Origin of the sequence: Methylobacterium sp. V23 (assembly GCF_002917135.1) — a bacterium.
Lineage (GTDB): Bacteria > Pseudomonadota > Alphaproteobacteria > Rhizobiales > Beijerinckiaceae > Methylobacterium.
In genome coordinates, this window is record NZ_PDHT01000018.1 from 104806 (window position 1) to 117291 (window position 12486).

A 12486-nucleotide genomic window follows, 5' to 3' on the forward strand; every position below is an offset into this window, starting at 1 on the left:
CCCGCGCTGGGCTGCGATGTCGGGGCTTCGCGGACGGGAGACGTCGCGGATGTGGGATCAGGCGATGCGGGAGCTGTCGGAGCCGGGCGCTGCGGTCGCCCTCTGGCTCTGCGTCGCCCTGACCCTCATCAACCTCGCCGGCATCGCGGTGGCGGCCCTGCGGATCGGCCGGCGCAACGGCGCATCGGTGTTTCCCGAAGGTGCCCCCCTCTCCCTGGTGCGGCCGGTCTGCGGCGTCGAGGCCTTCAGCGAGGAGCTGCTGACGCGCGGCTTCCATCTCGCCTATCCGGACTACGAGCTGATCTTCTGCGTGGCGCACGGGGCCGACCCCATCGTGCCGCTGCTGGAGCGCCTGATGGCGGCGCATCCGCGGGTGCCGGCCCGCCTGATCGTCGGCGACGAGCGGATCAGCGACAACCCGAAGCTCAACAATTGCGTCCGTGGCTGGGAGGCGGCCCGCCACGACTGGGTGGTGCTCGCCGACTCGAACGTCGCAATGCCGCCGGATTACCTGCAGCAGCTGCAGGCGGCGTGGCGCCCGAACACCGGCCTCGTCTGCTCAACACCGATCGGGGCCCGCCCCACCGGCCTGTTCGCCGCGGTGGAATGCGCTTTCCTCAACACCCTGCAGGCGCGCTGGCAATATACCGGCGAGGCCCTCGGCCTCGGCTTCGCCCAGGGCAAGAGCATGCTCTGGCACAAGCCCTTCCTGGAGGCCCGCGGCGGTATCCGGGCCCTGGCGGCTGAGATCGCCGAGGATGCGGCGGCGACGAAGCTCGTGCGGGCGGCGGGCGCGCAGGTCCACCTCGTGGCCGCCCCCTTCGACCAGCCCCTCGGACAGCGCACCCTTGCGGAGGTCTGGTCCCGGCAGCTGCGCTGGGCCCGCCTGCGCCGGGTCACCTTCCCGCTGTTCTTCGCCCCCAAGATCGGCTGCGGCCCGCTCCTGCCCTTCGCCCTCGCCCTCGCGGCCGCGCCCTCTCTGGCATTGGCCGGCCTCCTCCTCGGGCTCGCCGCCCTGTGGTACGGGGCCGAAATCGGCCTGGCCGCCCGAGCGGGCTGGTACCGTCAGCCCCGGCTTCTCCTCGCGTTCCTGATCCGCGACACCCTGGTGCCCGCCCTGTGGGTCAGCGCCTGGATGCGGGGCGCCATCGTCTGGCGCGGCAATCCGATGGACATCCGGACGAAGGCGTCCGAGCCGTCCGGCCGCAGCCCCTGGCGTCGCCTGCGGGCCCGCGCCAGCGCCGCCTGAACGCGCCGGTGTGGGCCCTCCGCCCCGGGGGATGAGCCCGCAGCGCTCCTGGACACACGCGGTCTTGGACATACGCGCTCTCGGGCGGCAGCGCTTCCGGACGGCAGCGCTCTTGCTTGAGGCGCTCCGCCCGCGGCGGGCGAGCGGACGGAGCCTGGGCGTTGCAGACCGAGACGAACGGACTTCACAAGGGCCTGAACGCCTTCCACCTCTGGGGCATCGCGGTCGGGCTCGTCATCTCGGGCGAGTATTTCGGCTGGAGCTACGGCTGGGCCTCCGCCGGGACCCTGGGCTTCCTCATCACCACCATGGCCGTGGCGGCGATGTACGTCGCCTTCATCTTCAGCTTCACCGAACTCACCACGGCGATCCCGCAGGCCGGCGGACCCTTCGCCTACAGCCGGCGCGCCTTCGGGCCGGTGGGCGGCTGCATCGCCGGCTACGCCACGCTGATCGAGTTCGTGTTCGCCCCGCCCGCCATCGCCCTGGCGATCGGGGCCTATCTGAACGTGCAGTTCCCCGGCCTCGATCCGAAGCACGCGGCCCTGGGTGCCTACCTCGTCTTCATGACCCTCAACATCGTCGGGGTGCAGATCGCCGCGACCTTCGAGCTGTTCGTGACGATCCTGGCGGTGGCGGAACTCCTGGTCTTCATGGGCGTCGTGCCCCGGCCTTCGCTTGGTCGAACTTCGCCGCCAACGGCTGGGCCGGCGCGGACCGGTTCGGCCTGCCGGCGATCGGCGGCATGTTCGCCGCGATCCCGTTCGCGATCTGGTTCTTCCTCGCCATCGAGGGCGTGGCGATGGCCGCCGAGGAGGCCAAGGACCCCAGGCGCACCATCCCCATCGCCTACATCACGGGCGTGCTGACCCTGACGGCCCTGGCCTTCGGCGTGATGATCTTCGCCGGCGGCGCAGGCGATTGGCGGATCCTCAGTAATCTCAACGATCCCCTGCCCCAGGCGATGAAGGGCGTGGTGGGCGAATCCAGCGGCTGGCTGCACATGCTGGTCTGGCTCGGCCTGTTCGGCCTCGTCGCCTCGTTCCACGGCATCATCATGGGCTATTCGCGCCAGATCTACGCCCTGGCCCGCGCCGGCTTCCTGCCCCGCGGCCTCGCCCGATTGCACCCGCGCTTCCGCACGCCGCACATCGCCACCCTCGCCGGGGGCGTCTTCGGGATCGCGGCAATCTACAGCGACAACCTCGTGACCCTCGCCGGCCAGTCGCTCACGGCCAGCATCGTCACCATGGCGGTGTTCGGCGCCCTGGTGATGTACGGGATGAGCCTGGCGAGCCTGTTCCGGCTGCGCCGGATCGAGCCAGGCCTCGCCCGTCCCTATCGCGCGCCGCTCTACCCGGCGGCGCCCGCCTTCGCGCTGGTCATGGCGGCGATCTGCTTCGTCGCCCTGGTCGTCTACAACCCGGTGATCTTCGCGATCTTCCTCGTCCTGATGGGGCTGGCCGTGCTCGCGGCGAAGGGCCTGGCGACCCCGGACCCGGTGGCCGTGCAGCCTATCTCCGATCCAGTCCCCTGAGGGCGAAGGAAACGTCAGCCCGCTCGCCACCAGAACCTCGGCCCCTCGGGGACGCCTCGGCCAGGGCCGCCAGTCCAGGCCCCGGAGCGTCACCCGACGCCCTTCCTTCAGGAGAAGCGAAAATCGAGGGAGCCAACCCGTTCCGGGGCGCCACCCTGTGAAGGCCCTGAGGGACGTGGGCTAACAGTAACGCGCGCACCCCTTTACCAGATACTCTGAAGGCTATCCTCGCTTCGGGCCGCGATCGCAGTTGACATTTTTACTGCTAGACGTTGTCTATTCAGATCAAACACCTGCGGCGGATGCCAGATGCCCTTTTTATCCTCTTTGGCATATTTCGGCGAAGTGGAAGTGAAGCCGGAAAAACCCGCTGTCTTAAACAACGTCGATTGTGTATATACGCCCTTCCCGCGAGATGTCTTTTTCGCCGGCGATCCGTCTTGGGGTGTTTATACGACGGATGGCAGTCTCATACTTGAGGCAGCCTACCGGCGCGGCCCAGAACTGCAATTGATCGGCCAAAGCCCTGCACGCGACTTGAGCGGTCGGAGCCTCGATGTCGAACAGGCCGAGCACATTTATTTCGGGGCCTTGATCCCGCACTACGGCCATTTTCTCGTCGGCAGCCTCGCGAGAGCGTGGTTCGCCGCGCAGCCGGACAACGTCGATCGGCCTCTGCTCTGCCACTCCGACCATGCGATCCACGACCATTTTCGCGGGTATATGGGCGTGCTCACGTCCGCGCTCGGCTTGAAGCCCGAACGGTTCGTGGCGCCAACGAACGAGGTCCACTTCCGGAATCTGACGATCCCCGCTCCTGCATTCCTCGAACAGAAACTCGCCCACGAGGCATTTCTTCCCCCCATGCGCCGGATCGGGGACGTCCTGGGAACGGGTGCTTCCTTGGAGAGCGAGCCCCGACCGGTCTGGCTCTCCAAATCCCGCATGGGTATCAATAGCGTCGCCTACATCGCCAACGAGGCCGAACTGGAAGAGGTTCTGGTCTCGTTCGGATTCGATATCGTTTACCCGGAACAACTTACCCTTCCGCAACAGATCGATCTATTTTCGAATCGCCAGAATATTTTTGGTTTCGCCGGGTCGGCATTTCACAACCATATCTTTTCGCGGCAAAGACCTCAAATAACTTGTATAAACTTGGATAAATTCATCAATACGAATTTCTTAATACTCGACAAACTCAACGCCTCAGACACAAGATACCTCTATCCGTTCGATAATATCGAGAATATAGAGATTTCTGGCTATATCTGCTCCCGGAAGATCAAAGATATAAACCGGTTCGCCCGAGAGCTTTTGGAAATTTCCAGCCTCCCGACGCGCAACAAAATTCCCGGACTCGCCTTTGCAGACAACTCGCTCACGGGTTCAGCTATGATTTACAATGCCAATTGCTTGCCCGATCTCGCCGGAGAAAGCTATCGGGACACATTGATCAAGCTTCATCACGAGCTGAGCCCCGCAGCCTATCTGGAAATCGGCACGCTGACCGGAGGAACACTGGCGCTCTCGCGATCCCCATCCATTGCGATCGATCCCAAATTCCAGATCACCTCGGAAGTGATCGGCGAAAAATCCGTGTGTCTGTTCTATCAACTGGAGAGCGATACATTCTTTCGGGATTATACACCGAAGGCGTTGCTGGGATCCGCCCTCGATTTCACGTTCCTCGATGGGATGCATCACTGCGAGTTTCTGCTCCGCGACTTCATGAACGCGGAACGACATTCGGCGCCGTTCGGTGTCATCGCCCTTCACGACTGCATTCCGGTCGAGATACCCATGACGGATCGAACCCAGAACGGAACACCGCCGATCGCACCGCACAGGGGCGGCTGGTGGACCGGCGACGTCTGGAGGACGGTTCTCGCGCTCAAGCGTCACCGGACAGATCTCAACATCCTCTGCTTGGATTCCGCACCCACGGGACTTGTGCTGATCTCACGCCTGGATCCAACCTCGACGCTCCTCAATGATCGCTACGATTCGATCGTCAACGACATGCTGGCGATGGATCTTGCCACGATGACGGTCGCCAAATTCATGCAGGAAGTGGAGGTCACGCCCACCGCGGCATACCATTCGCCCGGATCCCTGGCGGCAGCCCTGCGGCGATAGCCCCCGATCCGGAAAGGCTTGGCGGACCCTCTGCGGCCAGCCCATCATCGGGGGCGCCTCGGCCGACACCGGTGGCGGCGGGGGCCCTCGAACCCCCACGCCTCTCGGCGTTCGAATTCGACCCGGACGCCTCTACCATTCCACCGCGCGGGTCTGGTGGTCTCCGATCCGGTGCGCTTCGCGATCGTTCTCGTGCTGTCTCGTTCGGGTGGCGCCCGCCATCCGCGCCGCGAAGGGGATGGCGACCCCGGCCTTGATGGCCGGCAGGCCGCTTCACGATCGGTGCTGCGAGTTCGAAATCCGACCGGGAGTCGTAGAGGGCTGCCACGCCGCCGGAGCGTTCAGCGGATCGAGGGTGTCTAGCGGAGGCGGAGAGCTCCACCGGACATGCGGGAACACCCCCACAAGCAGCCGGACCCAGATCCGATCCCCGATCTACTGAACCTTCACCCCGTTCTCGTCGATCATCTGCTGCAGATGGCGTTTGACGATGCGGGCGCTGAAGGGCTTCTCGATGAAATGGGCCTGATCCGGCATGTCGCCGAGGACCGGGCGGGTGATGCCGGACGAGACCAGGATGGCGATGTGGGGATAGGTCCGCGCGGTCTCGCGCGCCAGGGAGAAGCCGTCCTGCGTGCCGGGCATCCGCACATCCGTGAACAGAACGGACACATCCTGGTGGCAGCGGCGCAGCAGGTCCAGGGCCTGATCGGCGGTCTGAGCCTCGAGGGTCGCGTAGCCGGCCCGCTCGAGAATATCGACCGCATCCATGCGGATCAGGCCGTCATCCTCCACCACGAGAGCGTGAGAGCCTTTGGAGGAGGTCGGGTAGGTCATGAACCTCAATGCTTCGCTGGCGAGAAAAGGTCCGGCCTAGCGGCTCTTTTGCCGCCACCTGCCCCAAGCGACCCTCACGTCCAGCGCTCCAAGCCGGCGGACCCTACGCGCCTTACTCCTCCGCTTCAATCCCGCGCAGGGGTGCGGCCAGGGTACAGACCAGGCCAGTGGGCGCGTAGACGGTGCGCACCGCCCCGCCCACGGCGCCGGCGAGGCCCCGCTCGATCAGGCGGCTTCCGAAGCCCCAGCGCGTCGGGGTGGCCACCGCGGGGCCGCCACGCTCGGTCCAGCACAGGGACAGCATCGGTTCGGGTCCCTCGGTCTCGATGGTCCAGATCAGCGCAACCGACCCCTCGGATCGGGACAGCGCCCCGTATTTGGCCGCGTTCGTCGCCAGTTCGTGGACCATCAAGGCCAGGGAGAGGGCGGCCCGGGAGCCGACCTGGACGAAGGGACCGGCCAGGTGCAGCCGCTCCGACCGGGCATCGTCGTGGATCTCGAGAGCCGCGCGGATGATCGCCTCGATGCTGGCGCTCTCGCGGGTCCCGCTGAGGAGCAGGTCGTGGGCCTTGCTCATCGCGATCAGGCGGTCGGCCAGCACGTCCTGCGCGGTCTCGAGGTCGGGTGCGCTGCGCAGGGTCTGGGTGGCGATCGCCTGGACCATGGCCAGCATGTTCTTCATGCGATGGCTGATCTCGCGATTGAGCACCGCCTGCTGCTCCTCGGCCCGCAGGCGCGCGATGCCCACCTGGACGCGATCCGCGACGTTGCGGACGAAGGCGACCTCCTCGTGCCGCCACGGGCGCGGTGCCGCGCTGTGCACGAAGAACAGGCCGACGCTGCGGCCCCGCTCTCGCACCGGGACGTTGAGCATCGCGGCGACATTGATCCGGGAGAGGAGCGCGGCCGTCTCCACGGTGCGCGGATCCTCGGCCACGGCGTCGACCACGAGGGTTTCCCCCCGCGAGAGGCAGGGGCCGAGGGTTTCGTGGTCCATGAACCGATGGCGCCCGACGAGGCTGTCCGAGCCGACGGTGGTCCAATCGCGATGGATGGTGATGTGCTCGCCGGCCGCGTCGAGTTCGCCGTATCCGGTGCGGCTGGCATCCAGGGTTCGGCCGACGATCTCCGCCGCCCGGTGCGTCATCGCCGGAATCGAGGCCTCGTTCCGCAGGAAGTCGCCGAGTTCGATCAGCGCGGCGCGCCGGAGCGAGGCCGCGCGGGCATAGATCTCCTCGGCCTTCACCAGGGCGATCTGCCGACGCTCGTTGATCAGGGTCGTCACCTGACGCGCCAGGCGCCGGAGACCGTCCGCCTGATCCTCCGTCAGGCCACCCGGGCGCGGCTGGTGGTCGAGCACGCACAGGCTGCCGAGCACGCGGCCGCTGGGCATCCGCAGCGGGGCGCCGGCGTAGAAGCGGATATGCGGGTCTCCCGTGACGAGGGGATTCCGACAGGTGCGGGGATCCGCCATCAGGTCGGGGATCACGAGGAGGTCGGGCTCGCTCAGGGCGTAGACGCAGACGGAGGAATTCAGATCCGTCTCGCATCGCGGAAAGCCGACGCGCGCCTTGAACCATTGCCGGTCGCTGTCAACCAGGCTGATCAGGGCGACGGGCGATCCGCACAACAGCCGGGCGAGTTGAACGACGTCATCGAACGCCTGCTCCGGAGCCGTGTCGAGGATGTCGAGCGCGGCAAGCTCAGCAAGCCGCTGCGGATCGGATGTATCCGGCCTGATACCCTGATCGAGATGATAGCTCATGAAGGGAACGTTCCCGGCGGTCAGCCGTTGTATCCTCCGTTTCGGGTGAAGTCACTTAGCCCTTGTTGGCGCGATGGCACCGCTTAATGGCACCGATGGGTGAGGTCCACCTGGGCTCAGGCCGGGACTGTCGCACAACGTAGGCGCATGCGAAACCGACACCTGCGTCGGACCGCCTGTCCGACAGGTTATTCCGCGCGTCGGACCGCTTGTCCGACAGGTCATTCCGCAAGACGCAGGCACCTTCGCCGGCCGTCCGGTGGCCGAAACGCGAATCACTGCGGACGTGAGTCGCGCGGGAAATGCCGGGCCGAGCGTGCGGGGCTCTGGTATCAGGAGTTCCCTGCCGGCTCTCCAACGCCCATCCATGAAGATCGCGATACTCGAAGCGGGCACACCCCCCGACCGGCTCGCCGGCCGATACCCGGGCTACGGGCGGATGACGGCCGAAAGGCTGTGCCCCGGCCACGACGTCTCGGTGTTCCGGGTGAACCAGAACGACTGGCCCGTCGATCCCGACGCCTTCGACGCCACCCTCGTGACGGGCTCGCCGGCCGGCGCCTACGATCCCCTGCCCTGGATCGGAACACTGATCGCCTACCTGCGTGATCTCGATCCAACAAAGCCGCTCGTCGGACTCTGCTTCGGGCATCAGGTCATGGCAGCGGCCTTCGGCGGACGGGTCGAGAAATCAGCGAAAGGCTGGGGGATCGGGCTGCACAGCTACGACATCCATCGGGCGGCCGACTGGATGGATGGACAGGCCCGGGTCTCCGTTCCGGCCATCCACCAAGATCAGGTGGTCGCGGCGCCGCCGGGCAGCCGAACCCTGGCGGGCAGCGCCTTCACGCCCCACGGCATCCTCGCCTATGTCGACCGGCACGCCCTCTCCGTCCAGTTCCATCCGGAATTCACGACCGACTATGCCCGTGCCCTGATCGCAGGCCACCGTCCGGGCGACCTCGACGAGACCGTCCGCACCCGGGCCCTGGCTTCCCTCGATGCCCCCGACGACAGCGCGCGCGTCGGCCGATGGATTCGACGATTCCTCGGCGATCCCGCTTGACAGGGTTGTCGAACCCCAGCGTGACGCTGCCCCTGGCAAGGGAATTCCACGACCTGTCCCCGTTCTGCACAGGTCATTCACAAAGGGTTTGACCCCGGCTCCGCGAGAATGTTCCTGCTTTGTCCCGGAGAGGGACAAGGCCGATGACCGCAGCACAGATCGCCGAGATCGCGTCCATGAGCGAGGCCGAGTTGATCGCCCTGGCCTACGAGGAAGCGGTGGGTGGCGACGCACGCCGAGCCCTGCTGCAGGCCATCGAGGACATCCTGAGCCTGGAGACGAAGCTGGCGACGGCCGAGCGGCGGATCTCCTATGGCTACGTTCGTGGTGCCGTTCCCGGTCAGGGCACCTGACATGGAGCGCCTGTGCGATGTCCGGGGCGAACGCATCGTCGTCGCGTGTCGTCCCTGTGGCCGGAGCGGGTCCTACGGCGTCGAGCGGCTGCGCCAGCGTTTCGGGCCGCATGCCTCGATGCTGGACGTGTACCTGGCTCTGACGCAAACCTGCCGGTTCCAGCGCGAGGTCGGAAGCCGGACGCCCAATGTCTACGGCATGACCTGCCGGGCCAAGCTCGACACGACGGGGGGCCCGACACCCGCAGGACTGCCGTCGAGGACCTGAGTCATGTGCAACCTCTACAGCCTGGTCACGCCCCAGGCGGAGATCCGCGCCGCCTTCGACGTCTCGGTGGATCGCGCCGGCAACCTGCCGCCACTGCCAGGCATCTTCCCCGACCAGCGCGCCCCGATCGTCCGCGTGGCCGAGGACGGCACGCGGGTCCTGGAGATGTTCCGCTGGGGCATCCCGGGCCCGAAGCAGTTCGGCGAGCACCCGGTCACCAACGTGCGCAACGTGAAGAGCCCGCACTGGCGGCCCTGGCTGAAGCCGGAATACCGCTGCCTCGTGCCGGTCTCTTCGTTCAGCGAGTATGCCGACACCAAGCCGAAGAAGACGCCGACCTGGTTTGCCCTGAACGAGGCCCGGCCGTTGTTTGCCTTCGCGGGGATCTGGCGTCCCTGGACGGGCGTGCGCGGCACCAAGGCCGAGAACCCCGATCGCGTTGAGGAGGACCACCGGCTGTTCTCGTTCCTGACCTGCGAGGCCAACGGCGTCGTCGGCCCAGTCCACCCGAAGGCCATGCCGGTCTTGCTGACGACGCCGGAGGAGTGGAGCACCTGGCTCGCAGCTCCCACCGAGATCGCGCTGGAGCTTCAGCGTCCCTTGCCGGACGCGATGATGCGGATCGTGGCGACGGGGGGCCGGAAAGACCCATCGGAATAAGGCACCGGACGATATGAAGCGTCGCGGCTTTTCGTTTGATTAACTGAGCCAACAAACAAGCAGATCGCACCAAAAACGATCTGCGCTTGGCCGCGTTATCGAGCCATCTGGTCGTGAGTGACGAAGATCTACTCACGCAACGCCTGATGGCAGAAGCGAAAACCTGCGATGATCCACCAGCTTGTTTATTACAGCCGCAACGTCGTCCTCGGCAACGACCGGGCGATGCTCACGAATTTGCGGGAGATCGTCGCCGCCTCACAGCGCAACAACAGCCGGGACGGGATCACCGGGTTCCTGATCTTCGACAAGACCTGGTTCATCCAGATCCTGGAGGGCGAGCAGGCGCAGGTGAGCGCGACCTACACCCGTATCGCCCGTGATCCACGCCATACGACGGCGACCATCATGGATGCGCGCAACAGTCCGAGCCGCTCCTTCCCCAACTGGACCATGGGCGGCGCCATGCGGACGCCCGAGGTGGAAGAGGTCTACCTGCAGCACGGCATCGGCAGCGCCATCGAGCCCACACGCCTGAAGAGCAGCCAGATCATCAACCTCGCCCTGGATCTCCAGGCCTTCGATGCCGCCAAGCGTCAGGCGCAGCGTCTCGCCAGCTAGACGCCGGCACCCGGCCGTCGCCCGATCGTTTCCTCGACCATGCAAACGGCGCAGGGCCTGGAAGCCGCTGCGCCGTTCGTCGTGGTCGCCGAAGGGGGGCAAGACGGCGACCACCCGTGTGATGGCCCCAAATTCGGGGCGCGGATGTGCGGTCCAGCACGATCGGCGGGTGCGTTCGCCGGACATGGCAGCGGCGCTGGCCCGTCGTGCGGCCGTCAGCACCCCACCGCGGCCCGTGCGCCGCGGCGTCGACTGCCGTGCATCCGTCAGGCTAGGGAAGGTTCAATCCAGCAGTCGGAGTTTGGCATGGCAGGTGAAGCGCAGCGCCCTCAGTCGCGATTGGCCCTGGCCCTGACGGTGGCCTGCGGGATCCTCGTCGCCGGATTCGGGACCATCGGCTGGCGCTGGTACGCTTACGTGACGGCCGGCGCCACGCCCTACGACGAGGTGGGCATCGAGGTGAACCGTCGCCTGCCCGCGCCGCTTCGGACCTGGGGCTGCGAGCGCATCAGGGATCGATTTCCTCGCGCCGTCCCACCCTACGGCTGTCAGCCGGGACAGATCTGACACGGACGTGTACGAGCAGTGCACACCCGCCGCGCAGATTTGAATTGCGCGATGCCCGTGATCGGAACAGCCATGCGCCACTCTCGACTGCTCGCCAGCCTCTGCCTCGGTCTCGCCCTGCCTTGCGCAGCGATGGCACAACCTGCGCCCTCCCCCGCAACACCGGCCCCGGTCTCCGACCCGGCCACCCTGAAGGCGGCCCGCGAGGTGGTCATGCAGATGCAGGGCGATCGAAACGCCCTCCTGAACGCGATCGCGGCCCCCATGGTCGGAATGATGCAGCAGATCGGGGTCAAGCAGCAGGACCAGGCACAGGCGCTCGTGCAGGAGGTCGTGATGCCGACCCTGTCGGCGCATTACGACGAGCTTCTCGACATCCAGGCGCGCAGCTTTGCCGCGGCGCTCGGGAAGGACGACCTCCAGGCGATCGCGGCGTTCTACGCGACGCCGGCCGGCAAGCGCCTGGTCACGGCGCAGCCACAACTCGCCCAGGCCCAATTGGCCGGCACGCAGCAGTGGATGCAGTCCGTGATGCCCGAGTTGCAGGGCAAGCTGGCCAAGGCGATCCAGGCGCATGGCTGGACCACGAGCGGTCAGCCGAAGGCCCGCTGATCCGCAAAGCCCGCCGTCGGGATCGAGGAGGAACAATTTCATGACGCGCGATGACAGCGGCGCCCAGGATCGTCGCGAGACGAAGGCCGCCAAACATCTGGAACGGGCTCGCGCCGGGGGTGAGGCCCGGGCCGAATACGACGCGACCCAGCAGGCCACCGAGGACAAGACGGCGCGACTCAAGGCCCTTCGACTCGCCAAGGAGAAGGCCGACAAGGGCTCGTAGCGAGCCGCGCGCCCAGGAGCCGTTTCAGCAACGCGCCTTCGCTCTGCGGCGACGGGGCCTCAATGGCACCAGGGCGCAGCACCGCACCAGCGCATCGCCCTCTGGTCGATCGAGCCGGTCGTTTCCGGCGCGACGCGTTCTGACGCCGCGACGATCGGCTGACCCGTCTGGTTCGCATCGACGAGCCGCGCGCCGACGAACCCGCCCACACCGAGAGCGGAGAGCCACAGGATCAGCCGGCCGGTCTTCTTCATCGCGCGCTTGGTCATACGGCCGAGCGTGCGACTGTCGCGGTTAGCGGAACCCTAACAGGCGCGACCCGGACGGTTCCGGGTCTCCGTCCGCGCCGCGAGATCTGACGGTGCCTCGAAACGAAAGCGCCCCGAGGATGTCTCCTCGAGGCGCGTTGCGACGAAAGCGGCCAGGTGATCGGGGCTGGGGACGCTCAGGCCGAACCGAAAAGTCCCGTCGATCCTAGTAGGAGCCGAACTTGTAGTTCAGGCCGGCGCGGACGACGGCGAACTCGGTGTTGCGCACCTGACGGCCGCCGCTGACCAGGACGACGCCCGGGCTGGTGGTGGTGACG

General features: G+C 66.6%; 13 protein-coding genes and 2 pseudogenes. 11 read left to right on the forward strand and 4 right to left on the reverse strand.

What is annotated here, in order from left to right:
* Window positions 1-64 precede the first annotated feature (64 nt).
* The 3 genes and pseudogenes from CRT23_RS17490 to CRT23_RS17500 all read left to right on the forward strand — a co-directional run bounded on the left by CRT23_RS17490 (window position 65) and on the right by CRT23_RS17500 (window position 4925).
* A complete protein-coding gene (locus CRT23_RS17490; protein ID WP_103710699.1) occupies window positions 65-1249 on the forward strand; it encodes a ceramide glucosyltransferase in 1185 nt (394 codons plus the stop codon).
* A 161-nt stretch (window positions 1250-1410) separates the two neighbouring features.
* Window positions 1411-2786 (forward strand): annotated as a pseudogene (eat, locus tag CRT23_RS17495) (ethanolamine permease).
* Between the two features lie 309 nt (window positions 2787-3095).
* The gene (locus CRT23_RS17500) at window positions 3096-4925 is read left to right on the forward strand and encodes a glycosyltransferase 61 family protein (protein WP_103710685.1); all 1830 of its coding nucleotides are present in this window, start codon (window positions 3096-3098) and stop codon (window positions 4923-4925) included.
* A 435-nt stretch (window positions 4926-5360) separates the two neighbouring features.
* Here CRT23_RS17500 and CRT23_RS17505 read toward each other — a convergent pair whose 3' ends face one another.
* Together CRT23_RS17505 and CRT23_RS17510 are read right to left on the reverse strand one after the other, a co-directional pair.
* A complete protein-coding gene (locus tag CRT23_RS17505) occupies window positions 5361-5762 on the reverse strand; it encodes a response regulator (RefSeq protein WP_181017380.1) in 402 nt (133 codons plus the stop codon).
* Window positions 5763-5874: 112 nt separating this feature from the next.
* Window positions 5875-7527: a GAF domain-containing protein gene (locus CRT23_RS17510; protein WP_103710686.1), complete on the reverse strand. Its 1653-nt coding sequence runs from the start codon at window positions 7525-7527 to the stop codon at window positions 5875-5877.
* Between the two features lie 367 nt (window positions 7528-7894).
* Here CRT23_RS17510 and CRT23_RS17515 point away from each other — a divergent pair, with 367 nt between their 5' ends.
* The 8 genes from CRT23_RS17515 to CRT23_RS17550 all read left to right on the forward strand — a co-directional run bounded on the left by CRT23_RS17515 (window position 7895) and on the right by CRT23_RS17550 (window position 11900).
* Entirely contained in the window at window positions 7895-8593 is a 699-nt protein-coding gene (locus CRT23_RS17515; RefSeq protein ID WP_103710687.1) for a GMP synthase, read from the forward strand.
* 143 nt (window positions 8594-8736) lie between these two features.
* Window positions 8737-8946, forward strand: a complete 210-nt coding sequence (locus CRT23_RS17520) for a hypothetical protein (RefSeq protein ID WP_055948078.1) — start codon at window positions 8737-8739, stop codon at window positions 8944-8946.
* The gene (locus tag CRT23_RS17525; protein WP_244477186.1) at window positions 8906-9214 is read left to right on the forward strand and encodes a hypothetical protein; all 309 of its coding nucleotides are present in this window, start codon (window positions 8906-8908) and stop codon (window positions 9212-9214) included. The genes CRT23_RS17520 and CRT23_RS17525 overlap by 41 nt, the downstream gene beginning before the upstream one ends.
* Before the next feature lie 3 nt (window positions 9215-9217).
* Window positions 9218-9874 (forward strand): SOS response-associated peptidase, encoded by a 657-nt coding sequence (locus CRT23_RS17530; protein ID WP_103710688.1) that lies wholly within the window; start codon window positions 9218-9220, stop codon window positions 9872-9874.
* Between the two features lie 168 nt (window positions 9875-10042).
* On the forward strand, window positions 10043-10495 hold the full coding sequence (locus CRT23_RS17535; protein WP_055948072.1) for a BLUF domain-containing protein: 453 nt from the start codon (window positions 10043-10045) through the stop codon (window positions 10493-10495).
* Window positions 10496-10801: 306 nt separating this feature from the next.
* Window positions 10802-11062, forward strand: coding sequence for a hypothetical protein (locus tag CRT23_RS17540; protein ID WP_103710689.1), 261 nt, complete (start codon window positions 10802-10804; stop codon window positions 11060-11062).
* A 72-nt stretch (window positions 11063-11134) separates the two neighbouring features.
* A complete protein-coding gene (locus tag CRT23_RS17545) occupies window positions 11135-11674 on the forward strand; it encodes a DUF2059 domain-containing protein (RefSeq protein ID WP_103710690.1) in 540 nt (179 codons plus the stop codon).
* Between the two features lie 40 nt (window positions 11675-11714).
* Window positions 11715-11900 carry a hypothetical protein gene (locus tag CRT23_RS17550; RefSeq protein WP_055948065.1) on the forward strand — a complete coding sequence of 62 codons (186 nt, stop codon included), beginning with the start codon at window positions 11715-11717 and terminating at the stop codon, window positions 11898-11900.
* A 59-nt stretch (window positions 11901-11959) separates the two neighbouring features.
* Here CRT23_RS17550 and CRT23_RS17555 read toward each other — a convergent pair whose 3' ends face one another.
* Window positions 11960-12169, reverse strand: a complete 210-nt coding sequence (locus CRT23_RS17555) for a hypothetical protein (RefSeq protein ID WP_103710691.1) — start codon at window positions 12167-12169, stop codon at window positions 11960-11962.
* A 205-nt stretch (window positions 12170-12374) separates the two neighbouring features.
* A pseudogene (locus tag CRT23_RS29180) lies at window positions 12375-12486 on the reverse strand (porin family protein); the annotation flags it as partial.